Genomic DNA, 23,408 nt, shown 5'->3' with positions numbered 1-23,408 from the left:
AAAAAAGAAACTGAGAAAAATTTATCTCAGCTTCTTATACCCGGTTCACTCTGCTTCAGATGGACGCTTTCCGCGGGGCAGGGCTTGAGCTAACTTGCTAGCGCAAGTGGATCTCAAGCTCCTGCTTCATCCCGCAGGAGTCGCCATCTTCCGCTCCGTTTACCTCACGTTTATTAAATGTTATACCTTTTTCAGTAATTGTTATTTCCCAAGCTCTCTTTTGTATCTGGTTCATTTTTAGGCAATGCTTTCCGAAAAGAACAATGAGAAGGGATTATTTTGCCTGTTCAAATTCAGGGTCCTGGAATGGATGGGCAACCCAGCCTTCTTTTTCAATAAATAACCGGACAGCGACTACCTGACGCTCATCTGTCAGGGTGAAAAAGTGGGGGACATTAACGGGAACAGAAATTACATCTCCAGGCGCTAAATTCACATCGAAATAGCCTTTGTCTTCACTTTTAATAATGAAAATCCCGGAACCTGCAGTGATGGCGCGGACTTCATCCTCAGTGTGTGTGTGAACCTGCTCAAACTTTTTAAGCAGCGCATCAAGATCAGGGGTTTTTTCATTTAACGCGATAACATCCCAATTATGATAGCCGCGTCTTTCGGCAAGGGATCGGATTTCTGAATCAAATGTTGAAAGCACCTGCTCTTTATCCTCATCATTAATATGCGTTTCGTTTTGCAGAGCAGCTGGTAGCTTTGCTGTATCCCATTTTTCATAAAGAACGCCTTGTGCTTCAAGGAATTGCAGTACGTTTTCTTCTCCTTCAATTACCTCGTTTGTGTTGCGGATTTTAATCGTCGCCATATTAATTCCTCCTAAAATTTTTTAAATGAAGAAAGAGTAAGCTGATAATTGAATAGAAACTCAAATGCCTCTAAATGTTTTTTAGCTTCGAATCCGTTTTGACCCCAAACGGTAATCCCGTGATTGCGAATCAGAACACCATAGGTCTGGTCGGTAATCTGTTCAGCCAAAAGCTCCGCTAAAGCAGGGAGATCTGATAGGTTGTCGATGATCGGGATGGTGATTTCTCCATCCTCCTCCCAGATATTGAAGGCTTTAATCAGTTCAAGACCTTTAAAGGTAATTCTTCCTTCATCTCCGTAAAGCTCGGATATCACATTGTTTGCAACTGTATGAACATGAAGCGAGCAGCCGGCATTTGTTTTTTGGTAAATTTTCTGGTGCAGGACGGTTTCAGCGGATGGACGGAGGGTTCCGCCATGCACTGGAAGGCTGTTTTCATCTACTAAAATAAAATCCTCCGGGGTCCGCTTCCGTTTATCTTTTCCGCTTGCCGTGACAAGAAACTGCAGCGGTTCATCTCGCACCTTTATCGATAAATTTCCGCTCGTTCCCGGAAACCAGTCGCGCTCAGCAAGCTCATCTTTAATTTCGGCAAGCTCCTGCCATCTTTCTGTATAAAGGGTGGATAAGGATGTCAAGAAACCGCCTCCTTTTGATGCTCAAGCTTTTCAATAATTTCATGGAAGGAATGGAAACGCGTATACGTAAGACCTAGCTCCTCACATTTATCTGCCAGATAGTCATCACAGGCATACACATGATCAGCAATCTTAGCTGCTTCAAGATCAGTTACTGAATCACCGATGACAATTTTATAATAGTCTTGAGCCGGATAGGTTCTGAGAATACTTGGCTTGCAGCAGCCGCATCCGTTTGAGCAGTTCTCATCACAGGCATGAGGCCAAGTAATTCGAATTCTCTCCCCGGAAAAATCGCTGCCGTTGCAGAATATATCCTTTTCGAGTCCGTATGGCTTTAGAAGGGGATAAACAAAAAAGTCGATTCCTCCGCTTACAACCTTTAGTTCAATATTTTCCTTGCGGGTATAGGATACGAATTCTTCAAAGCCATCCCGAATGACTATCTGGCTAAACAAAAAGTCTTCAATAGCATTCTTTTTATGGGAAGGGAGGGTGTTAAACAGAGCACCAACGCCTTCCTGTATAGAAACTTCCTGTGCAAGAATCCGGTCTTTAATTCCTTCCCATTCAGGAGGAGCAAATTCTTTCATGATCGCGATGATATTGTCGGACGTAGTAATGGTCCCATCAAAATCACAGAAAATGATTCTTTTCTTTTTCATTATCCACGCCCCCAAAGAGTAAGAGCCGTCTCGAGCTCAGCGGAGTTTGATGCAGCTTCATCCAGCGATTGGCCGCTTACGATTCCATCGATCGCATCGCGGAAAGCCTTCGCCCCGGCAGCAGCTCCTTCCGGGTGTCCGTGAATACCTCCGCCCGCATTAATAATGCTGTCTGTACCAAAGTCCTGGATCAGCTTTGGCGTGAGCCCTGGGTGAATCCCGGCAGATGGCACCGGAAAGGCTTTTCTTAGACTTCCTTCAGACGTCAGGGCATTGGCAATAGCGAGTGTTTCCCCCTTTTCCATCGCGACACTGCCATATGGAGAAGGGAAGAGTACAAAGTCAGCTCCAGCTAACCGGAGCAGCTTCCCGAGCAGCACCTGATTTGAAATGCCGTAAAGCGGTGACGCCGTTAATGCACCGGAAACGGCCGGGTGCGCCATAATCGGCACATGGATATCCGGATCTTCTGCAAGAGCTTGAAGCGTGTCCAGTCCATAAGCAAAAACATTAAACAGCAGGGCATTAGCGCCTAACTCCACAGCTTTTTTTGCTTTTTCCTTCAGATCAAAGGTCCGACCGGTCAGGTTAACAGCGTATAGAGTTTTATGTCCGCTATTTTCATATTCCATATTTAATACCTGTCTGCCGATGGCAATACGCTCTTCAAAAGGAGTTAAAGGATTATCAAATAAAATTTCATCGTCCTTAACCAGGTCAACACCGCCTGCTGCCTGAGCCTTAAGCTGTTTGCTGAATTCATCAAGATCCCGTCCAAGGATTCCCTTGAAAATGCTCATAAGGAGCGGCCGGTCATACACATTCAGCTCTTCTCGGATTGAATCAATTCCAAACTGAGGACCGGGGAAGGCTTTCAGCAGTGATTCGCTCACGTCAATGTCGGTCAGCTTGATTTCCCCATCAAGAGACAGCTTGCCGAAGATAGTCGTTAAAATAGCCGGAATATCTGCGCTGAAATTAGCAGCAGGGTAGGCGATTTTAATTTCACCAGCTGTTCTTTTTGACGTGAAATGTCCGCTTGCAGGGGAAGGCTCGACCGCCTGAACTGAAATCACTTCGCCTTTATGTTTTTTCAGCTGCTCCTGATCAACGGCCGGGAGATTGGTCCAGGACCCTACCGTTAAGCCCAATGCAATAGATTCTGCTTTTTTCTCAAGGTCTCCTTTTTGGTCGTGAACATAATACGTTGCTGTAACAGTCGTCATAATTAGCCGCCTCTCGATTTTGAAAAAAATAAAAGTCCTCTTCCAAAGGAGGAAGAGGACATCGTTAAAGTAAGGGTCTTCCTCTTATCCTTCAGCTTGCACTGTGAGAATTAGCACCTTGAATCAGCTTGACGCTGAAACAGGTTGCCGGGTTTCATCGGGCTCGTCCCTCCACCTGCTCTTTATAAGAGATTGTTGTTATTTAGTTAGATATATAGAAAAGCATGTAGTGAATTATTGCAAAATTTTTCTAACCTGTCAACAACTTATCTGAAAAAAATATTTATTCTAAAAATGGATTGACAAACAGCCGTAAGCTTCGTAAACTTGCAATTATGAATTAATAAAAATGAAAATTTTGTAACTAAATAGAATTACTCTTATCGAGAGTTGGCAGAGGGAATTGGCCCTGTGAAGCCCGGCAACCGGCCTCAAGCAGATTAAGCTTGAAGGCACGGTGCTACATCCAACAGACACACCAGTCTGAGAGATAAGAGGTAGGATCCTGTATTTTTCCGCCTCTTTCTTTAACTAGAAAGAGGCTTTTTTATATTTAAAAGCTCTGACGTACGGATATTCAGTGCCTTAGACCTCGTGAAATAAGGAGGAATGATTGATGAATAAAGCACAGCGGATAAAGAATTCAAGAATTCCTGATCAAAAGGATACATTCGGGGGCAGACTGCCGCCTGGACAGACACTGACGGAGAAATTTCCCATCCTCCATGAAGGTGAAGTGCCGGAATACGACTTAACTAAGTGGGAGCTTAGCATTTTTGGAGAAGGAATAAAAAGTCGCAGCTTCACGTATGAAGAATTGATGCGAATGCCACAGTCTACGATTGTAAAAGACATTCATTGTGTTACAAGGTGGTCAAAATTCGATAATGAATTTAAAGGAATCAAGTTTCTCGATTTCCTGAAAGAAGCAGCTATCGAAATTCCTCCTTCGGCTACACACATCATGATTTATGGCGATCATGACTACGATACGAATTTGCCAATAGAGGATCTATTACGGGATGACATTTTACTTGCTCATTCCTATGAAGGAAAACCGCTGACACCTAAGCATGGATGGCCATTGCGTCTCATTGTTCCGCATTTATATTTCTGGAAAAGCGTGAAATGGCTGCGCGGCTTTGAATTTATGAGCAAAGACCGAAATGGATTTTGGGAAAAAAACGGATTTCATCATTACGGAGATGTGTTTAAGGAAGAGAGGTTTTCAGGGGAGGATCTTGATATCCCTGAGGACGAATGGAAAAAGAAGGACTTCGATTAAAGAGTAAAAGAAAGGGAGAGTACAAATGACGTTAACTCAAACGCATTCATATAAAGAACTAAACGAAAGGAGCGTCCTTTCTTACCTTGAGGACAAAAGGCTTTTAACTGATAAAGAAAAAGCATCCTGCAAGGAGGTAGGGGATGGTAATTTAAATTATGTTTTTATCGTAAAAGATGAGGTAACCGGCAAAACCATTGTGGCAAAGCAGGCACTTCCTTACGCCAAGGTTGTGGGAGAAAGCTGGCCGCTCTCACTTGAGCGTGCACGGATTGAAGCTTCATCACTAAAACACGCTGCAAAAACAGTTCCCGATCTTGTACCTGAAGTGTATGGCTCGGACGAGGACTATGCACTGACGGTCATGGAGGATTTGTCAGACTTTACAATCCTTCGCAAAGGGCTAATTGAAGGGGAAACCTACCCGCATCTTGCAGATCATGTAGGAAGATTCCTTGCTCAAACCTTATTCAGTGCATCTGATGAAGCCCTTGGGCCGGTGGAAAAAAAGAAGCTGGCAAAACAGTTTATTAACCCGGATCTTTGTGACATCACAGAAAAGCTTGTTTTTTCGGATCCCTATTACAATGCAGACACGAACAGCTTCCCAGAGGAGTTAAGAGAGGATGTAGAAGCTCTTTGGCAAAACAGCGGGCTTAAGTTTGAAGTGGCAAAGTTAAAAAAGAAATTTTTAACAGAAGGCGAAACGCTGCTGCATGGGGATCTACATACCGGCAGTATTTTCGTAACAAACGAAGAAACAAAGGTAATCGATCCGGAATTCGCCTTTTTTGGACCTGCAGGCTTTGATGCCGGTGCTTTTTTAGCCAATCTCTTTTTAAACTATCTTGCTCAAAACGAGCGTCAGACAGATGAACAGAAAAAACAGGCATCAAGACAGTACCTGCTTAAAACTGCTGTGAAGACATGGGAGGTTTTTGAAAAGCAGTACAGAGATCTGCTAAAGAAAAAAGGAATCGATGAGCAAAGCAGAACAGACGAATATGCAGACTACCTGCTTGATAAAATACGGACCGATGCTATCGGTTTTGCAGGCTGTAAAGTCATTCGCAGAATCATAGGGCTTGCTCATGTGGAGGATGTGGATGGGATTGAAAATGAAGAGGGCAGACTTCGGGTACAACGAAAAGCCCTTGAGCTTGGCCAGGAGCTAATTTTAAAAAGAAATACATTTACATCCATTTCCGAGCTTGTTACATGGATCGGAGGAGATCAATCATGACGATTACAAAAGATTTTATTAAACCGATGACCTGGCAAGGTGATTCCATCAAACTATTGAATCAGCAAAAGCTTCCTGGTGAAATCGAATTTATTTTTTTAACAACAATCGAGCAGGTTTGGGAAAGCATTCACAGTTTAAAGGTCCGAGGGGCGCCTGCAATCGGTATTACTGCAGCCTATGGACTGGCTTTATGGGGACTGCAGTCAGATTATACTTCTGAAGAGGATTTTCGAAAAGAACTCTTAGAAAAGGTCAACTATCTGGTTTCTTCACGGCCAACAGCCGTTAACCTTTACTGGGCATTAAACCGTCTTGTGCAAAGCGTTCAAGCGGTTCACGGAGTGGAAGAGATCAAGTCTGTCTTAGTCAATGAGGCCATCCTGATTCAGCAGGAGGATGAACAAACATGCAGAGCAATCGGGGAGTACGGCTTTTCTTTATTCCCGGAAAGTGCGACTGTCCTAACACACTGCAATACAGGCGGAATAGCCACCTCTAAATACGGAACCGCACTTGGAGCGTTTTATATCGCAAAGGAAAAAGGGGCGGAGCTTTCCGTTTATGCAACCGAAACAAGGCCGGTCCTGCAGGGAGCGAGACTGACAGCCTGGGAGCTTCAGCAGGCAGGCGTTGACGTGACGCTGATTACAGATAATATGGCAGCACATGTATTGCAAAGCAAAAATGTTGATGCGGTCATCGTAGGAGCAGACAGAATTGCAGCAAACGGAGATACAGCCAATAAAATTGGGACGCTCGGTCTTGCGCATTTAGCGAAAGCATTCAACATCCCGTTTTATGTCGCTGCCCCGTTTTCTACCATTGATTTAGCCATCCAGGACGGCAGAGAAATCCCGATTGAAGAGCGTTCAAGCGAAGAGATTACGCATATTGCCGGTACACGCGTCGCCCCGGAAAATGTTAATGTCTATAATCCGGCTTTCGATGTCACACCGAACGAGCTGATTACAGCAATTATCACGGAAAAAGGAATCGTAAAAGGAAACTATGCAGAAGAGCTTAAGAGGGTAAAAGAGCTAGTTTAAGCTCTTTTATACTTTCATCCTTCAGCACGGTAATTTACTAAAATTAGAGGAGAGAATGAAATGAAAAAGGGATTAAAACTGCTTGTACTACTATTGGTCTTTTCCGTTTTTGCTGCAGGGTGCACGGATCAGCAGCCATCAGCGGCAAACGATGATGAAGCTGCAGCTAATGAAAGCACAGAAGATACACAGGCACAGGAATCTGAAGATACCTCAGGCGAAGAAGCTCCCGTAAACGCAGAGATTCCGGAAGCTGTGCAGCAGCCATTAAAAATTGCGGCGATTATGGAATTTTCAACAGGCACCTTTGCTTCACAATATGTAAGCGGAGTGGAAAGCCAGGTGAAGAAATTTGGCGGTGAGGTTCAGGTTTACAATGCAAACAATGATCTTGCTCAGATGGCCAACCATCTTCAAACGGCAATTAATCAAGGGGTTGATGGTATTTTAATTGATCACGGACGCGCAGAAGCACTAAATCAAGGGGTACAGGAAGCATTGGATAAAGGCATTCCAGTCGTTACCTTTGATAATGACATTACGCTTGAGGGCGTAACAGCTATCAGTCAGGATGATTATAGTCTTGCCTGGGGTACGTTAAAGCGACTTGCTCAGGATATTAACGGTGAAGGAAATATTGTTTATGTATGGGCAGGCGGATTTACGCCGCTTGAACGCAGAAATGTAATTTATGAGGCATTTCTTGAGCATTACCCGAATGTAAAAGAAGTAGCGCGTTTTGGCAGCGTCAGCAATAACACAGCGCTTGATTCACAAAGTCAAATGGAGGCTGTGCTGAAGAAGTATCCGGAAGAAGGCTCGATTGATGCAGTATTTGCACCTTATGACGAGTTTGCAAAAGGGGTTACACGAGCTATTGAACAAGCAGGTAGAGATGATATTAAGGTTTACGGCATTGATTTAAGTGATGAAGACCTTCAAATAATGCAGGCTGAAAACAGTCCATGGGTTGCAACGGCTGCAACGGATCCGGCTGAAGTGGGAAGCGTACAGGTTAGATTTCTGTATCAGAAAATAGCAGGAGAAGAAACACCTGCCATTTATGCACTTGATCCATCCGTTGTAACACAGGATCAATTACCGGAGGAAGCCGTTACGATGGCAAATATCTCAGAGCATATTCCAAACTGGGGTCAATCAAATGTAGCTTATTCCGATTGGATGAAAGCATTAGAGGAGCAGAACGGGGAATGAGCCTGCTTGAAGTAAGAAAAATTTCAAAAAGCTTCGGCCAGGTACAAGTGCTAAAGGATGTGGACTTCTCTGTTAAGGCGGGAGAGGTCCATGCCTTGCTCGGGGTAAATGGCGCAGGGAAAAGCACCCTTGTAAAAATCCTTTCAGGGGACTACACAAAGGATACAGGGAAAATACAGTTAAACGGTGAGGAAGTCTCCTTTAAAAATCCTGCTGAAGCCAAAAAGAACGGAATTGCCATGGTGGTGCAGGAGGTGGATACAGCGCTGATTTCAAATCTCTCTGTTGTTGAAAATCTCACACTCGACGATACCTTGTCAGGCAGTCCGTTTGGAGCAGTGAGCTGGAAAAAACGAAAAAGGAAAGCTGTTGAATTGCTCCAAAGAGTCAATAAAAAGATCGATTTGAACAAACTTGTATCTCAGTGTTCACTTTCTGAAAAGCAAATGATCTTAATTGCCAGAGCCTCAGCTGCCAATGCATCCTTCATTATCTTTGATGAACCGACAGCACCTCTAAGTGACAGTGAAACCAAGCAGCTATTTGAAGTGATCGCCGGGCTGAAAAATGAAGGTATTGGCATGATTTATATTTCTCATAGGATGAATGAGATTAAAAAAATCGCTGATCGTTTAACTATTATGCGGGATGGCAAAGTGGTAGATGTACAAAAGACGGAAGACCTTTCTGTTGAAGAAATCATTTCAAAGATGCTTGGAAAAACACTGAAATCCGCTGATTATACACATCGGGAGCTTGGTAGCAAAATTGCGTTTGAAGTGAAAGATGTGAAGGTGCCTGAAACCGGAAGCAGCTTTAGCCTGAAGGTGAAGGAAGGAGAGGTTGTCGGAATTGCCGGTTTAGTTGGTGCGGGGAAATCTGAAACGGCCAACGCACTTTTTGGGGCAAGCAGGACAAAAGGGAGCTGGCTGATCAACGGCATTGAAAAGAGAATCCACTCACCGCTTGATGCGATTCATGCCGGTATTTCCTTTGTGCCTGAGGAGCGAAGAAAGAGCGGCATCCTGATCGACTTTTCAGTAAAGGACAATTTATCTCTCCCTGCCATTAAGTCATTTTCACCCTATGGCTGGCTTCAGCAAAACAAGGAGCGTGATTCGGCGCTCGCTCAGATGAAGGAGCTCGGGATTTCAGCTTCATCGCCTTTGACTCTTTTAAAGCATTTGAGCGGGGGAAACCAGCAGAAGGTTTCAATTGGAAAGTGGCTGAATCGGGAAAGCAGTGTTTTCTTATTTGACGAACCGACAAAAGGAATTGATGTCGGCGCGAAAAACGATGTATTTCGCCTGATCGCCTCACTGGCAGAGGAGAAAAAAGGAATTGTCTATTTCACCAGTGAATTCGATGAGCTCCTTCAAATTGCCGACCGGATCCTTGTGATGTACGACGGAGAAATTATAGAAGAATTAACAAATGCTGAGGCGAGTCATGAAAAGATCATGCAGGCAGCAACTGGAGGGAACACCGTTGAAGCAACCGATAGAATTGAACAATTATCCTCAAGCGGAAAAGCGTGATCGAAAAGAAGGCGTGATCGATTTTCTAATGAAATATGGAACGCTGATCGCTCTTGGCCTGATTATTATTTTTTTCAGTTTGATGAATGAACAATTTTTAACGTATGGCAACATAACCGATATTCTCAGATCCATTTCCATTGTAACGCTTGTCGCTATTGGTGTTACATTTTCAATGATTGTCGGAGGCTTTGATCTGTCAGTTGGATCAACAGTAAGCCTTGCGACTGTCGCAAGCGCCTCGCTGCTTGTTTGGCACAGCCAGGAGCTATTAGTAGTACTTGTAGTGCCGTTACTGCTTGGAGCATTGATCGGGCTGATTAATTCATTTATCGTCGTGAAAATTAAGATCCCGGATTTAATCGGGACACTTGCAGTTATGTACATTATAAATGGCGTTCATTTAACCTACACGAAGGGGTATTCCATTTACAGCAATATGCCTATGCCGGATGGCAGCGGAACGGCTCCGGGGATCTTTATTCCAGCCTTTCAGTTTATCGGGCAGGGACGGATTTTTACGATTCCGTTTCCCGTTATTTTAATGGTTGTGCTGGTAGCGCTTGTTCATGTGTTTTTGAATTATACAAAAGCTGGGCGTCTGTTTTATATTACTGGCGGTAATAAGGAGGCAGCGCGGTTGTCCGGTGTTCCGGTGGACCGCTACCGAACGTATGCCTACGTGATCAGCGGGGTATTTGCAGCGCTTGCCGGTATTGTGCTGGCGGCACGCATAGGAACCGGGCAGGTTTCTGCGGGTGATTCGCTTCTTATGGACGGGGTAGCGGCTGCACTGATCGGGTATTCTGTGTTTGGAGCAGGGAAGCCGAATGTGATCGGGACGTTTATTGGAGCGATTATTATCGGGATTTTGCTGAACGGGCTGACGATGATGAATGTGCCTTATTATGCGCAGGATATTGTAAAGGGCGGCATTTTGGTTGGTGCGCTGGCGCTGACGTATTTTAAGACGAAGACAGATTCGTGATAGGAGAAGAAAGGCTGGAAGGAAAGATTTCAGCCTTTTTTGTATGGGATTAATGACTTTTAAATTGATGTGTTATGAGTGAAAGCGTTTTAACTTAGCGTGTTGATTTCCGCTGCAGGGGCAGGCTTTCCGCGGGACGGGGCTTGAGCTAACTTGCTTCGCAAGTGGATCTCAAGCTCCCGTTTCATCCCGCAGGAGTCCGCCCCTTCCGCTGCAATCAACTCCTAGGNTGAAAGCGTTTTAACTTAGCGTGTTGATTTCCGCTGCAGGGGCAGGCTTTCCGCGGGACGGGGCTTGAGCTAACTTGCTTCGCAAGTGGATCTCAAGCTCCCGTTTCATCCCGCAGGAGTCCGCCCCTTCCGCTGCAATCAACTCCTAGGTAATACATATTCTGCTCTAAATTTAATGTGTTAGGAATGAATGCGTCTTAACTTAGCGTGTTGATTTCCGCTGCAGGGGCATGCTTTCCGCGGGGCGGGGCTGAGCTTATTGGCAGCGCCAATGGATCTCAGCTTCCCCGCTTCTTCCCGCAGGAGTCCGCCTCTTCCGCTGCAATCAACTCCGTGATAACTTATGGTGTTCTTTAAAATCTTCTTGTTAGGAGTAAAATTACGCTCCCTTTACTGCAACTATAAGAGGGTAAAAAAAGGACTGTTTGCACAGTCCTTTACGTCTTTTTAGGAAAGTATTTTTTTGATTTGAATGTTGCAGCGAGACAAAGGATCCCCAGGAATAAAAAGCCCAGTGGAACGGTGTAACGGGTTGCGAAGTAGCCGAATCCGAGACCTGCTGCGATGAGGACAGAGTGATAGGCCAGGGAATGGAACGACTCCAGTGTTGCCCTCATTTTGTCGTCGGCTTTTTCATGCAAGGCGCCTAAAACGATAGGTTCCGTTATTCCTGATACGAGTAAAAGCAGAAGCAGGGATATAGCCCCCAGCCAATCGACCGAAAAAGCAGAAAGAATCAGGGATAGCGCTCCAATAAAAAGAGCCGAACGTAAAAGCGCCTTTCTTGTGAAGCGATTCTTTACATAATGTGCAAGCAATCCTCCAGGAATTTGTATCACCATAGACGCAGCTGAAAATATCCCGAAGAAGTAAATGGCAATCCCGGCATCTACTAGATAAAGCTGCCAGAACTCCTCTGTAAAGCTGGCAGCCAACCCAATCACAATTCCAAGCATCAGGATATAAAGAAGGGCTGGATTGGCAGTGAAAAATAGAAATGAATCACGGATTTGAGTACCAGAGCTTTCATACTTCTCAGTACTAGGCGTAAAATATTCTTTCAGCAGTAATGAAAGAAGAAAAGCTATGCCAATACTACAGAGAGAAAGAAGATACGTGAATTCAAAGTCCAATCTTACAGCAAGAAGGCTCCCTGCCATTGCTGCGAATATAGCTGAAATGAGTTTTACTGCCTGAAGTCTTCCTAAGTGCCAATCAAAATACTGCTCTTTCTCTCCATTCGCGAGTGTATCAAATAATAGGGCATTGTTAGCGCCGCTCAGTAAAGCGCCTCCTGCTCCCGAGCAGACAATCGCAAATGCAAACGCCCAAAAAGAATGGGCGAAGAAAATAATGGCAAACATGACCCCTTCGAGAAAAATCCCGCAAATGATCAAGGGTCTTCTGCCTATCCTGTCTGCGAGCATTCCTGATGGTACCTCAAGAAGGATGACCGTTACCCCAAAAATGATTTCCACGAGTACAACATCCAGCACGGACATACCGCGCTGTTCCCAAAAAAGCCGTTCAATGACATAAGCGGGAATGAGGTAAAAGAAAAAGCTAATTCCGTAAATTAACGTAAGATTATGGTTTGTCTGCAAAGTGCCTCCGCCTTTCATTTAAGATGCTTGAATCATCAGCATCCTATGGCGGGGGACGGGGAAAACGGGGTAAAAATTAACAAGGGGGACGGGCGAATAGAGCCATTATAATCCTCTCCTTTTTCTTCTAATTATACTATGTGAACACAGTTGTGAAAACGTTTTATCGGATCTGCTATTTATTCATTCATCGTTTCGAGTATATGCGAAACTTCTTTTGGATTTGTCAATATGTATTTTACTTATATTACCTTATTCTTCAGATAATCTTCTCTCGATTTCAATTGGCAGCGATTCAATCTGATCTTTCTGCTCAAAACGTTATTCATTACTCATTCCTGCTACTTTTCTATTTCTCAAAATTAGCTTTAGGTGAACTATGAGTTAAAAAAAGAGATTACTATGCTTTACTCTGCTAACATGCTTCTCCACTAATGAACTAAAGGATAAAATTTACTAATTATTAATTTTATTAATAACCTTTTTAAAAAGTGAAGTTTAGAATAAGATAGAAATATAGAAACGGGGAGGGATAAAATGAAAGCGCATACAAACAAAGGGATGACGATAAAAGCGAATAGAGGAACAGAGCTTGAAACAAAGGGGTGGCAGCAGGAAGCAGCGCTTCGTATGCTGATGAATAATTTGGACCCGGAGGTAGCAGAACGTCCGGAGGATCTGGTTGTATATGGGGGGATCGGAAAAGCGGCGAGAAACTGGCCGTCCTACTATGCCATTGTAGATTCGCTTAAGAAGCTTGAGAATGACGAAACGCTTCTCGTTCAGTCCGGCAAACCGGTTGCTGTATTTAAATCTCATACAAATGCTCCCCGGGTACTGATTGCCAACTCAAATCTTGTTCCTGCATATGCTACATGGGAGACCTTTCATGAGCTCGATAAAAAAGGACTGATGATGTACGGGCAGATGACAGCGGGAAGCTGGATTTACATCGGCTCGCAGGGAATTGTTCAGGGGACCTATGAAACATTTGCAGAGGTGGGACGCCAGCATTTTAATGGCACACTTGCCGGAACCATCAGCCTGACAGCCGGACTTGGAGGAATGGGCGGAGCGCAGCCTCTTGCTGTTACGATGTGCGGCGGGGTCTGTATTGCCATTGATGTCGATGAATCGAGAGTAGACCGGCGACTGGAAACAAAGTATTTGGATATAAAAACGTATTCGCTGAAAGAAGCGATTCAAAAAGCCCAGGAGGCAAAACATACAAAAAAGCCGCTTTCAATTGGCTTGATAGGCAATGCTGCCCAAATCCTGCCGGAAATGCTAAAACAGAATTTCGTTCCGGATATTTTAACCGATCAAACCTCAGCCCACGATCCGCTAAATGGATATCTTCCAATCGGCCTGTCGGTAAGGGAAGGGGACGAGATGAGGAAGCAGAATCCTGATGAGCTTGTAAAAAGAGCGAAAAGCTCAATGGCAGTTCATGTTCAGGCTATGCTTGATTTACAGAAAAAGGGATCTGTCACCTTTGATTATGGCAACAACATAAGACAGGTGGCAAAGGATGAAGGAGTCACTCAGGCATTTGATTTCCCGGGATTTGTTCCCGCTTATATAAGGCCGCAGTTTTGTGAGGGCAAGGGTCCGTTTAGATGGGTGGCACTGTCAGGAGATCCTGAGGATATTTATAAAACAGATGAAGTTATTTTGCGTGAGTTTTCCTATAACAAGCATTTATGCAACTGGATTCGTATGGCAAGGGAGAAAATTCAGTTTCAGGGACTTCCTTCCCGAATTTGCTGGCTTGGATACGGGGAGCGGGCAAGGTTTGGAAAAATTAATAATGACATGGTAAAAAAAGGGGAGCTAAAAGCGCCGATTGTCATTGGACGCGATCATTTGGACAGCGGCTCAGTTGCTTCCCCGAACCGTGAGACAGAAGCGATGCAGGATGGATCTGACGCTGTAGCGGATTGGCCCATTTTAAATGCCATGATCAACGCAGTTGGTGGAGCAACCTGGGTTTCTGTTCATCAAGGGGGAGGAGTCGGTATGGGCTATTCCATTCACGCAGGCATGGTCATTGTGGCAGATGGAACCGATGACGCTGCCAAAAGGCTGGAAAGAGTCCTGACGACAGATCCCGGCATGGGAATCGTCCGTCATGTGGATGCAGGCTATGAGCTTGCGAAACAAACAGCAAGAGAAAAAGGCGTTTCGATTCCAATGCTTGATCAAGAGAACACTGAAAAAAGTCAGGGGGATTCATAATGATGCCAATCTGGATAAAACATGCCAGCCAGCTTGTTACGATGATTTCTTCAGCCCCCGGACCAAGAACAGGCAGCGAAATGAGCGAGCTTGGAATCATTGAAGACGGGAGTCTATGGATCGAAGACGGCAAGGTGATTCGCGCCGGCACGACTGAGCAGCTGGAGCAGGAATTTACAGAGAGAGCAAGTGAAGCTGAAATCATCGATGCTAAAGGCCAGCTTGTAACTCCGGGACTTGTGGATCCGCACACGCATGTCGTTTATGGAGGCACGAGGGAAGTGGAATTTGAAAAGAGGCTTGAAGGCGCAAGCTACATGGAAATTATGAATGCAGGCGGCGGCATCCATGCAACAAGCAGTATGACAAGAGAAGCGACGGAAAAGGAATTGCTTGAACAGACGACAAAAAGACTTAATTCCTTTTTAAAACATGGGGTTACGACAGTTGAAGGAAAAAGCGGCTACGGATTAAATACTGAAACAGAGCTTAAACAGCTTAGAGTTATGAAAAAATTGAATGAAACACACCCTATAGACCTCATTCCAACATTCATGGGGGCTCATGCGGTACCGAAAGAATATAAAGGTAGAGAAGACGAGTATGTCACCCATATTATCGAAGACATGATTCCAAAAGTCGCAGAAGAAAATCTTGCCCGGTTTAATGATGTATTTTGTGAAAAAAATGTATTCACACCCGAGCAGTCAGAACGGATTTTAGAAGCGGGCAAGGCTTACGGGCTGATCCCTAAAATTCATGCGGATGAAATTGAACCTTATAAAGGGGCGGAGCTTGCCGCTAAAGTTGGAGCGATATCAGCTGAGCATTTGTTAAAAGCATCAGACGAGGGAATTCATGCAATGGCAGACAGCGGGACGATTGCGTGTCTTCTTCCGGCAACGGCTCTCTATTTGCGGGAAGAAGCAGCTAATGCCAGAAAAATGATTGATGCAGGCGTACCGGTAGCCATTTCAACCGACTGCAATCCGGGATCTTCACCGACAACAAGTATGCCTCTTGTCATGAATCTTGCCTGTATCTTAATGAGAATGACACCTGCAGAAGCTCTAAGTGCAGCAACCATTAATGCAGCATGGGCAATTGGGGAAGAACAGAATGCAGGAATAATTGATGCGGGAAGAAATGCCGATATTGTGCTTTGGGATGTACCAAGCTATCAAATGCTTCAATATGCCTTTGGGGTGAATCATGTAAAAGCGGTTTGGAAAAAAGGGGTCCGGTTCGTCTGAAGGAAGGGGGAAGGATGCAATGAATAGCCATCGATCTGACTTACTAAAAGCATTTATCCAGCAGCCGGAATGGTCCTGGACAAAAGAGGCCCAGCATGAGGGAAGAGTTCATCATTGGATAGAGAATGTAAATGAGTGGGACGGAAAAAAAGCAGATGCAGTATTGCTCGGTATGCCGCTTTCCCGCTCCTCAATCAGTGTCTCTGGGGCTTCTGAGTATCCTGATGCATTCCGTAAGAGCTGGAGGGGGTTTTCAACCTTTAATCTAGATGAGGGTGTTGATCTCTCGTCTCTTTCAGTTCTTGACCTGGGGAATGTCATGATGCATGGCACGGATATTTTGGAAAGCCACCGGCGAATACAAGCGGCAACGGTGGAGGCAGCAAAAAGGTTTAACGATTCCGTCACGATTGGGATCGGAGGCGATCACTCAGTGACAGCATGTGCAGTCAGAGGTCTAAAAGAGGTTTATCCGGATGAGACAATCGGCATCTTACAGCTCGATACGCATTTGGACCTCAGAGACACTTCGCCAAACGGTCCTTCGAACGGAACACCGATCAGACAGCTTATTGATGGTGGTGCTGTAAAAGGAGAGCATGTGTTTAACATAGGATTACACGGCTATTTTAACGCACCTGCACTTATTTCATATGCAAAAGAGCATCGAGTGAACATGATTACGCTTAAACAGGCAAGGCAAAAGGGGATTACTGAAACGGTTCAGGCTGCTCTTGCACAATTAAAGCAAACAACAGACCGTCTTTATGTAACCGTGGATATGGATGTGTTGGATATCGGCTTTGCGCCGGGAGTTCCCGCATCAACCCCAGGTGGAATGACCACGCAGGAACTGTTTGATGCCTTGCTTGTAATCGGAAAGGATGAGTCGCTTAAGCATATTGATTTTGTTTGCCTTGATCCGGTGAAGGACACAGTCGGGCTGCCAACTGTAAAAGCGGGAGTCTATAGCTTTTTACAGGTGCTGACAGGCATGGCTTTAGCCAAAAGAGAAAGGGGGGAGTAAGGTGATTACGTTAAATGGAAGCTCTTTAACCATCGATCAGGTAAAACGGGTTTTGTATGATGAGGAAAAAGCAATGATTGATAAAAAGAGCATGGAGCGGGTAATGAAGAGCCGCTTTGCTGTGGAAGACATTGTTGCAACGCACAAAATTACTTACGGGATTAATACGGGTTTTGGAAAGTTCAGTGATGTGGAAATAGACAAAAAGGATGTCCATGCACTCCAGCTTCATCTCATTCGTTCTCATGCCTGCGGAATCGGTGATCCTTTTCCTGAAAAGGTGTCCAGAGCGATGATCCTGCTCCGGCTGAATGCTTTATTAAAAGGGTACTCAGGGATCCGTCCCCTGCTGGCCGAACGCTTACTTGTCATGCTGAATGAAAAAATCCACCCGGTCATTCCAACACAGGGCTCGCTTGGTGCTTCCGGCGACCTGGCGCCTTTATCTCATTTAGCGCTTGTGCTGATTGGCGAAGGGGAGGTTTGGAAAAATGGAAAGCCTGAGAATGCGGCAGCGAGCTGGAAAGCACTAGGTCTTGAGCCAATCAAGCTTCAGGCAAAGGAAGGTCTGGCCCTTATAAATGGGACTCAGGCAATGACGGCAATGGGGGCGATTAACTGGATTGAAGCAGAGCAGCTGGCTATTCAAAGTGAAATGATCGCGGCTATGACAATGGAAGGGCTGCACGGGGTAATGGATGCCTTTCATCCGGCTGTTCATGAAGCGAGGGGATATCCTCAGCAGATGGCAGTGGCAGAGCGGATGCGCGGCATTTTACATGACAGCAGGCTGACCACAAGACAGGGAGAGCGCAGAGTGCAGGACGCATACTCCTTACGCTGTATTCCACAGGTTCACGGGGCGAGCTGGCAGGTGCTTGACTATGTAAAAGAAAAGCTTGAAATTGAATTCAATGCAGCTACAGATAATCCGCTAATTTTTGATGACGGGGAAACGGTCATTTCAGGCGGGAATTTTCACGGTCAGCCAATTGCCTTTGCGATGGACTTTTTAAAGGTGGCAGTTGCTGAGCTTGCCAATATTTCAGAAAGAAGAATTGAACGCCTTGTAAATCCGCAGCTAAGTGACGGCCTTCCTGCATTTTTAAGTCCACAGCCTGGTCTTCAGTCAGGTGCAATGATTATGCAGTATGCGGCAGCAAGTCTTGTGTCAGAAAATAAAACGCTGGCGCATCCTGCAAGTGTTGATTCCATTCCTTCCTCCGCCAATCAGGAGGACCATGTGAGCATGGGAACGATCGGAGCGAGACACGCCTATATGATGATCCAAAACACGAGAAGAGTACTGGCGATCGAAGCCATCTGCGCGATGCAGGCAGTAGACTATCGCGGTGTACTCGGAATGAGTACGGCTACGAAGTCCAGTTATGATGAATGGCGGGCGCTTATACCTCCGATTATTGAAGACCGGCAGTTTTCAAAGGATATTGAAAGACTGAGTGAATACTTGAGTAAAGGAAGAACAGGGGAAGCGGTTGTATAGGAGTAATTCGCTCGTCACTAAATAAAATTCAAAGAAGCAAATAACTTACTAAGAGTTGATTGAAGTGGAAGGGGCTGACTCCTGCGGGATAAAGCGGGAGCTTGAGATCCACTTGCTGAAAGCAAGTTAGCTCAAGCCCCGCCCCGCGGAAAGCAGCCTCTGCAACGGAAATCAACACGCTCCATTTAGCGCGCATGCCCTTTTCCTTCAGTAAGTAAACTAACAATTTACCTCTGTATTTGCTGGCAAAAAAAGTGATAAATATCTGAAATGCGTTATAATAGAAAAAGTGGTTTCTCTTTTGAATATGGCAGCTATCTTCGAAAATAGTCCGTCAATTAAAAAAAACCGGTTAAAATCAACTCCATTATATTTTAGAATATGAAAGCATTCAGATAGAAAGAGAGTGAACTAGTATGGGTCGTAAATGGAACAACATTAAAGAGAAAAAAGCCTCCAAGGATGCAAGCACTAGTAATGTATACAATAAATTCGCACGTGAGATTTATGTTGTAGCCAAGCAGGGCGAGCCGGATCCGGAATCAAACCAGGCACTTCGCGTAGTGCTTGAGCGGGCGAAGACCTACAATGTGCCAAGGGCCATTATTGATCGGGCAATCGATAAGGCAAAGGGCGGTTCAGAGGAAAACTTTGATGAGCTTCGTTATGAAGGATTTGGACCGAATGGATCAATGATTATCGTTGATGCACTTACGAATAATGTAAACCGCACAGCTCCTGAGGTTCGTGCTGCCTTTAGTAAAAATGGCGGAAACATGGGCGTCAGCGGATCCGTTGCTTATATGTTTGATGCAACTGCGGTATTTGGAATCGAAGGAAAATCAGCTGATGAGGTGCTTGAGCTTTTGATGGAGCAGGACGTAGAGGTTCGCGACATCTTAGAAGAGGATGAAGCGGTAATCGTCTATGCGGAACCGGATCAGTTCCATGCCGTGCAGGAAGCATTTAAAGAGGCGGGTATCACAGAATTTTCAGTAGCTGAATTAACGATGCTTGCTCAAAATGAAGTAACATTAGAAGAAGATTCAATGGCTCAATTTGAAAAACTAATTGACGCATTAGAGGATTTGGATGATGTGCAACAGGTGTATCACAACGTGGATTTTGGAGAATAAGCTCAAAGCAGGCCTTTTAGGAGGTCTGTTTTTTTTTTTTTTTTATACGTTTTTGACTAAATAAAAAGAACCATCCCATCCATCACTGGTTAGCTGGTTCTTATGTTTTCGCTGATTCAGTTTTTCCTGTTTTGTTTTGGTTGTTTTGGTGCGAAGATCCATGTCAATTGTTGTGAAGGGGCTGCGTTTTACCTGTGGGTCCATCCGTCCTTCACGAAGCAGTTTTTTGCGCTGTTTCTGCGCTTTTGATCGTGCCATGCTGATCATCCTTTCAGTTTGTATGTATTGATAGTATATCATCCAAAATGTGAAATGAGAAACGATGTTAGACCAATGTATTGTCTCCCATTCGCTTGTCCGGTTCACTGCGCTAACTTTTTAAGCATTTTACTAAGTTTTGCTTTACCATACTAGATAAAGAAGGTTTTAAAAAAAGGAGGGATACAGGCAATGAGGGATAACAAACACGTTCCCGTTCAATTTGCTCAACAGCTATTAGCCAATGAGCGGACTTATCTTGCATGGATCCGGACTTCTGCCGCTATAGCTGGAATCGGTTTTCTCGTCACCAATCTTCATTTTGTCATGGGGGATACGGGGGATCAGACACTCGATACCTTTATTATGATCATTGGCATAGCTTCTGTTTTTACAGGCATACTTATGATCGTGATCAGCACGGTTGATTATTTTAAGAAAAACAAGGATATTGTAAGCGGATATATCAGACCCTCGTCATTAAAGATATGGGTTTTATCTGTCTCGATGTTTCTTATGCTCAGCACATTTTTGCTTTACTTCATTTTAATTAATTGAACGTAAAAAATCCCTCCTATGAATGATCATAGAAGGGATTTTTAGTTGAATAATTATCGTCTAGGCGGATTTAAATCATCAGGTCCAAACGTTGAATCATCTTCATTGTTTGGGTTGTCCCAAGCTGATGTATCATTTGATAAATCCTCACCTGTTCCATCCCAGCCTGTTTGTTCGGTTGGAAGGTCTTCTGCCTCGTAAAGAGAAGAAGGGTTTTGCTTACGCTGATTCGGACGTTGAGCGTCTGTTGATTTTGCGTCACGAGCAGGGCGTTTATACTCATTCTTAATTTCTTCAGCTGTTTGCTGAGCGCGTTCTCTGGAAATTTCCGTTCTTTCGGCTTTACGTTCCATTTTATCAAGGTAGCGGGAAGCATTTTCTCTTCCGCCAAGACCAAATGCTAAGCCAAATGCCAATGCAAGTGCTCCAAGAATTAAGACGAACGCTGAAGTAACAATTGTGTCAGCTACACCAAGCTGATCAAGAGCCATAAATAGTGCAAGGGCCATGATCGCATATTTAGCAACTGAGCTTAGGACTGAAAGCTCAGATCCGGAGAACAGGCTTTCAAGGATGCGTTTAACAATATTCCCCAGGATGATACCTAGTGCAAGAATAACGACTGCTGTAATAACGCTAGGCAGGAAGGCAAGTACGGCTGTACCAAGCGATACCAGGAAGTCTAGACCTGCAATTTGGAAGGCTTCTACGATAAACAGGATGACAACCACAGCCTGTACAATATAGCCGACAATATCAGCAGGGGTCATTCTTGATTGTGACGCTTTCCATCCGCCAACCTTCAAGTGATTCGTTACATTATTAAAGCTTAGTCTGGACAGTAAATCTGCCACAAATCGGCGAACCCATTTACCTATCCACAGACCTACAAGAATAAGAGCGATAGCAATAATGATATTTGGAATCATCGCCATAACATCATTCAGCATGTTAATCGCAGGTCCTGTGATTCCCTGGATTTGCAGCTGATCAAGCGCTGAAATTGTAACAGGAATCATAATCAGTACAAATACGACTGTACCGATAATAGATGAAAGGGTTGTTTCTTTTAGGAAATTAGAAAAACCAAGGCGTTGTGACAGTTTGTCCGTTCCTACGGCATGCAGGAAGTTAGAGACAATATCACGAACAATTTTTGCTACAATCCATCCGATAAAGAAGATTAAAGCAGCTGCTACGAGTCTTGGGATAAAGGCAAGGAAGCTTTGCAGCATATTACTGAATGGCTCGGAAACCGCATTGATTCCAAGAGCGCCAAGCACACCCGGTAGGAACATAAGAAGTATTACGTAAAATACGATGGTTCCCAGGTTATCTACATACCCATGCAGATTGCCGCTGTCTTTTACGTATTTGTTGTCTCTTACTGATTTGTTTTTAGCTAAACGATGGCCTGCTTTTACAACAAGCGTACGCAGCACAAGTGCAATAACATAACCTAAAAGAAGAATTAATGCTGCAGTCAATACATTTGGAATGAATGCAAGCATGGTGCTCACCATATCTACAAGAGGAGATGCGATGATATTCAGGTTAAGGATGTTAAAGAACAGAATTAATACAAAAACCATTAAGATGTAAAATACAATGGTTCCGGCAACCTTTTCAGGCGGCCATTTGTTTCCTTTTTCTTCCCGTTCTGCTTTTTGAGGCTCAACAACACTTGAGCTTCTAGGAGAACGGAATCGTTTTACTACCCCGGTTTTGTAAAGAAGCTTTTCAACTGCTTTACCAATCGCTTTGGCAATCAAGTAACCTGCAAATAAAACAATGAGAGCTAAGATCAAATCGCCAAGCGTGTTTAATAGGGCATTCGTGTTAAAGCCTGATTCTGTAAAATATTCGTTCATACTGTATCCTCCTTCTATTTTTGAAGTTATCTTCACCTTTTTGTTCCCTAAGTCGAATCATGTAAAACAATTATGAAGACGTATCGTGAATTTTAGGAGTAAATAACCAGAGAAGCGACGAAATACCGAGACTTTTACAGATATATAAGGGTACGTTTATTTGAATACATAGGCCTAATGTAAAGAGGCTGAAACAAATGTATGTTTCAGCCTCTTTTATCCGGTTCACTGCGCTTCAGGGGGACGCTTTCCGCGGGGCGGGGCTAGAGCTAACTTGCTTCGCAAGTGGATCTCAAGCTCCCGCTCTATCCCGCTGGAGTCGCCCCCTTCCGCTCCGTTCACCTCACGTTTCAAAAATTAGTGTAATGTCCCATCCACTTTTAATAACTGATCCAATTCTTTGCGGCTTAACTCTCTCAGCCTCCCGGAAGGAAGGTCATCAAGGAGGAGGGACCCGATTCTGATCCGTTTAAGGGATTGGACTGTGAAGTCATAGGTCCTGCACATGCGGCGGATCTGTCGGTTTAATCCTTGAGTCAGGGTGATTGACATCGTAAAATCATCGATCTGAACTGCTTTGCAAGGGGAAGTCATTTTTCCGCGAATGGAAATACCGCCTTGCTGTATTCCTTCTACTAGGAGAGGGGTAATGGGACGGTTTACTGTCACCATGTATTCCTTTTCCTTGCTGAACTCTTTTTTCAGCAGCGGATTTACAATGCTTCCATCATTAGTGAGCAGGATGAGACCTTCTGAATCCTTGTCCAGGCGTCCAACCGGAAAGATGCGTTCGTGGTAATCGATAAAATCGATAATGTTGCCTTCAATGGAGGACTGTGCCGTACAGGTGATACCCCTTGGTTTATTAAAAGCCAGATAAACAGGAGGGGGAGGGGCAGGAAGAAGATTACCGTCAATCCGCACCTCATCGCCTTGCTCTACACGGGCCTTACTATCGCATACTTCTCCATTAATCGTGATTCTTCCGGCATGAGCCATTCTGGCGCTTTCCCTTCTTGAACAAAAACCGGATTTACTGATATACGATTGGATATGCATGGT

General features: G+C 44.5%; 21 protein-coding genes and 2 riboswitches. Of the genes, 12 read left to right on the top strand and 9 right to left on the bottom strand.

Annotation, left to right across the window (positions count from 1 at the left end):
• Positions 1-97 precede the first annotated feature (97 nt).
• The 5 genes from C4B60_RS21525 to C4B60_RS15140 are packed head-to-tail and all read right to left on the bottom strand — an operon-like array spanning position 98 to position 3,349.
• On the bottom strand, positions 98-235 hold the full coding sequence (locus C4B60_RS21525) for a hypothetical protein (protein WP_167578681.1): 138 nt from the start codon (positions 233-235) through the stop codon (positions 98-100).
• Positions 236-274: 39 nt separating this feature from the next.
• Complete coding sequence (locus C4B60_RS15155) at positions 275-817, bottom strand: cupin domain-containing protein (RefSeq protein WP_104058861.1); 543 nt, start codon at positions 815-817, stop codon at positions 275-277.
• Positions 818-828: 11 nt separating this feature from the next.
• Entirely contained in the window at positions 829-1,458 is a 630-nt protein-coding gene (locus C4B60_RS15150) for a methylthioribulose 1-phosphate dehydratase (protein WP_104058860.1), read from the bottom strand.
• A complete protein-coding gene (locus tag C4B60_RS15145; protein ID WP_104058859.1) occupies positions 1,455-2,123 on the bottom strand; it encodes a 2-hydroxy-3-keto-5-methylthiopentenyl-1-phosphate phosphatase in 669 nt (222 codons plus the stop codon). The genes C4B60_RS15150 and C4B60_RS15145 overlap by 4 nt, the downstream gene beginning before the upstream one ends.
• Entirely contained in the window at positions 2,123-3,349 is a 1,227-nt protein-coding gene (locus C4B60_RS15140; protein ID WP_104058858.1) for a 2,3-diketo-5-methylthiopentyl-1-phosphate enolase, read from the bottom strand. Before C4B60_RS15140 ends, C4B60_RS15145 begins: the two co-directional genes overlap by 1 nt.
• Positions 3,350-3,430: 81 nt before the next feature.
• Positions 3,431-3,540, bottom strand: a riboswitch (SAM riboswitch).
• A gap of 186 nt (positions 3,541-3,726) precedes the next feature.
• Positions 3,727-3,846, top strand: a riboswitch (SAM riboswitch).
• A 119-nt stretch (positions 3,847-3,965) separates the two neighbouring features.
• On the opposite strand from C4B60_RS15140, the gene C4B60_RS15135 reads away from it, so the two are divergent.
• Genes C4B60_RS15135 through C4B60_RS15110 form a run of 6 tightly spaced genes read left to right on the top strand, consistent with a single transcriptional unit; the run spans position 3,966 to position 10,667 of the window.
• Entirely contained in the window at positions 3,966-4,634 is a 669-nt protein-coding gene (locus C4B60_RS15135) for a sulfite oxidase-like oxidoreductase (protein WP_104058857.1), read from the top strand.
• Between the two features lie 25 nt (positions 4,635-4,659).
• Entirely contained in the window at positions 4,660-5,877 is a 1,218-nt protein-coding gene (gene mtnK / locus C4B60_RS15130; RefSeq protein ID WP_104058856.1) for an S-methyl-5-thioribose kinase, read from the top strand.
• Positions 5,874-6,926, top strand: coding sequence for an S-methyl-5-thioribose-1-phosphate isomerase (gene mtnA / locus C4B60_RS15125; RefSeq protein WP_104058855.1), 1,053 nt, complete (start codon positions 5,874-5,876; stop codon positions 6,924-6,926). Before mtnK ends, mtnA begins: the two co-directional genes overlap by 4 nt.
• A gap of 60 nt (positions 6,927-6,986) precedes the next feature.
• Positions 6,987-8,141, top strand: a complete 1,155-nt coding sequence (locus tag C4B60_RS15120; RefSeq protein ID WP_104058854.1) for a sugar ABC transporter substrate-binding protein — start codon at positions 6,987-6,989, stop codon at positions 8,139-8,141.
• A complete protein-coding gene (locus C4B60_RS15115) occupies positions 8,105-9,679 on the top strand; it encodes a sugar ABC transporter ATP-binding protein (RefSeq protein WP_245153997.1) in 1,575 nt (524 codons plus the stop codon). Before C4B60_RS15120 ends, C4B60_RS15115 begins: the two co-directional genes overlap by 37 nt.
• Positions 9,680-9,707: 28 nt before the next feature.
• Positions 9,708-10,667: an ABC transporter permease gene (locus C4B60_RS15110; RefSeq protein WP_245154009.1), complete on the top strand. Its 960-nt coding sequence runs from the start codon at positions 9,708-9,710 to the stop codon at positions 10,665-10,667.
• A 667-nt stretch (positions 10,668-11,334) separates the two neighbouring features.
• On the opposite strand, the gene C4B60_RS15105 is transcribed toward C4B60_RS15110, so the two are convergent.
• Positions 11,335-12,501, bottom strand: a complete 1,167-nt coding sequence (locus C4B60_RS15105; protein WP_167578680.1) for an MFS transporter — start codon at positions 12,499-12,501, stop codon at positions 11,335-11,337.
• A gap of 537 nt (positions 12,502-13,038) precedes the next feature.
• On the opposite strand from C4B60_RS15105, the gene hutU reads away from it, so the two are divergent.
• The 5 genes from hutU (at position 13,039) to C4B60_RS15080 (ending at position 19,659) form a co-directional block, all read left to right on the top strand.
• Positions 13,039-14,739 (top strand): urocanate hydratase, encoded by a 1,701-nt coding sequence (gene hutU, locus C4B60_RS15100; RefSeq protein WP_104058850.1) that lies wholly within the window; start codon positions 13,039-13,041, stop codon positions 14,737-14,739.
• Positions 14,739-15,992, top strand: coding sequence for an imidazolonepropionase (gene hutI, locus C4B60_RS15095; RefSeq protein WP_104058849.1), 1,254 nt, complete (start codon positions 14,739-14,741; stop codon positions 15,990-15,992). Before hutU ends, hutI begins: the two co-directional genes overlap by 1 nt.
• A gap of 19 nt (positions 15,993-16,011) precedes the next feature.
• The gene (locus tag C4B60_RS15090; protein WP_104058848.1) at positions 16,012-17,019 is read left to right on the top strand and encodes an agmatinase family protein; all 1,008 of its coding nucleotides are present in this window, start codon (positions 16,012-16,014) and stop codon (positions 17,017-17,019) included.
• Between the two features lies 1 nt (position 17,020).
• Positions 17,021-18,523: a histidine ammonia-lyase gene (hutH, locus tag C4B60_RS15085; RefSeq protein WP_104058847.1), complete on the top strand. Its 1,503-nt coding sequence runs from the start codon at positions 17,021-17,023 to the stop codon at positions 18,521-18,523.
• Positions 18,524-18,939: 416 nt separating this feature from the next.
• A complete protein-coding gene (locus tag C4B60_RS15080) occupies positions 18,940-19,659 on the top strand; it encodes a YebC/PmpR family DNA-binding transcriptional regulator (protein ID WP_104058846.1) in 720 nt (239 codons plus the stop codon).
• Positions 19,660-19,701: 42 nt separating this feature from the next.
• Here the strand turns inward: C4B60_RS15080 and C4B60_RS15075 are convergent, their stop codons facing one another.
• Complete coding sequence (locus tag C4B60_RS15075) at positions 19,702-19,917, bottom strand: hypothetical protein (protein ID WP_104058845.1); 216 nt, start codon at positions 19,915-19,917, stop codon at positions 19,702-19,704.
• A 192-nt stretch (positions 19,918-20,109) separates the two neighbouring features.
• Here C4B60_RS15075 and C4B60_RS15070 point away from each other — a divergent pair, with 192 nt between their 5' ends.
• A complete protein-coding gene (locus C4B60_RS15070) occupies positions 20,110-20,475 on the top strand; it encodes a YidH family protein (protein ID WP_104058844.1) in 366 nt (121 codons plus the stop codon).
• Positions 20,476-20,528: 53 nt separating this feature from the next.
• Here C4B60_RS15070 and C4B60_RS15065 read toward each other — a convergent pair whose 3' ends face one another.
• Both C4B60_RS15065 and C4B60_RS15060 read right to left on the bottom strand, forming a co-directional pair.
• Complete coding sequence (locus tag C4B60_RS15065; RefSeq protein ID WP_104058843.1) at positions 20,529-22,346, bottom strand: mechanosensitive ion channel; 1,818 nt, start codon at positions 22,344-22,346, stop codon at positions 20,529-20,531.
• 357 nt (positions 22,347-22,703) lie between these two features.
• The gene (locus tag C4B60_RS15060; protein ID WP_104058842.1) at positions 22,704-23,405 is read right to left on the bottom strand and encodes a pseudouridine synthase; all 702 of its coding nucleotides are present in this window, start codon (positions 23,403-23,405) and stop codon (positions 22,704-22,706) included.
• Positions 23,406-23,408 lie beyond the last annotated feature (3 nt).

This window comes from Jeotgalibacillus proteolyticus (assembly GCF_002926065.1).
GTDB lineage: Bacteria > Bacillota > Bacilli > Bacillales > Jeotgalibacillaceae > Jeotgalibacillus > Jeotgalibacillus proteolyticus.
This window is presented reverse-complemented; position numbering and strand designations above follow the sequence as displayed.

What these genes read in the sequence shown, in the direction of transcription:
- C4B60_RS21525 (WP_167578681.1), bottom strand. Translation starts at nt 235, where the DNA reads ATGAACCAGATACAAAAGAGAGCTTGGGAAATAACAATTACTGAAAAA.
- C4B60_RS15155 (WP_104058861.1), bottom strand. Translation starts at nt 817, where the DNA reads ATGGCGACGATTAAAATCCGCAACACAAACGAGGTAATTGAAGGAGAA.
- C4B60_RS15145 (WP_104058859.1), bottom strand. Translation starts at nt 2,123, where the DNA reads ATGAAAAAGAAAAGAATCATTTTCTGTGATTTTGATGGGACCATTACT.
- C4B60_RS15140 (WP_104058858.1), bottom strand. Translation starts at nt 3,349, where the DNA reads ATGACGACTGTTACAGCAACGTATTATGTTCACGACCAAAAAGGAGAC.
- C4B60_RS15135 (WP_104058857.1), top strand. Translation starts at nt 3,966, where the DNA reads ATGAATAAAGCACAGCGGATAAAGAATTCAAGAATTCCTGATCAAAAG.
- mtnK (WP_104058856.1), top strand. Translation starts at nt 4,660, where the DNA reads ATGACGTTAACTCAAACGCATTCATATAAAGAACTAAACGAAAGGAGC.
- mtnA (WP_104058855.1), top strand. Translation starts at nt 5,874, where the DNA reads ATGACGATTACAAAAGATTTTATTAAACCGATGACCTGGCAAGGTGAT.
- C4B60_RS15120 (WP_104058854.1), top strand. Translation starts at nt 6,987, where the DNA reads ATGAAAAAGGGATTAAAACTGCTTGTACTACTATTGGTCTTTTCCGTT.
- C4B60_RS15110 (WP_245154009.1), top strand. Translation starts at nt 9,708, where the DNA reads ATGAAATATGGAACGCTGATCGCTCTTGGCCTGATTATTATTTTTTTC.
- hutU (WP_104058850.1), top strand. Translation starts at nt 13,039, where the DNA reads ATGAAAGCGCATACAAACAAAGGGATGACGATAAAAGCGAATAGAGGA.
- hutI (WP_104058849.1), top strand. Translation starts at nt 14,739, where the DNA reads ATGATGCCAATCTGGATAAAACATGCCAGCCAGCTTGTTACGATGATT.
- C4B60_RS15090 (WP_104058848.1), top strand. Translation starts at nt 16,012, where the DNA reads ATGAATAGCCATCGATCTGACTTACTAAAAGCATTTATCCAGCAGCCG.
- C4B60_RS15080 (WP_104058846.1), top strand. Translation starts at nt 18,940, where the DNA reads ATGGGTCGTAAATGGAACAACATTAAAGAGAAAAAAGCCTCCAAGGAT.
- C4B60_RS15075 (WP_104058845.1), bottom strand. Translation starts at nt 19,917, where the DNA reads ATGGCACGATCAAAAGCGCAGAAACAGCGCAAAAAACTGCTTCGTGAA.
- C4B60_RS15070 (WP_104058844.1), top strand. Translation starts at nt 20,110, where the DNA reads ATGAGGGATAACAAACACGTTCCCGTTCAATTTGCTCAACAGCTATTA.
- C4B60_RS15065 (WP_104058843.1), bottom strand. Translation starts at nt 22,346, where the DNA reads ATGAACGAATATTTTACAGAATCAGGCTTTAACACGAATGCCCTATTA.
- C4B60_RS15060 (WP_104058842.1), bottom strand. Translation starts at nt 23,405, where the DNA reads ATGCATATCCAATCGTATATCAGTAAATCCGGTTTTTGTTCAAGAAGG.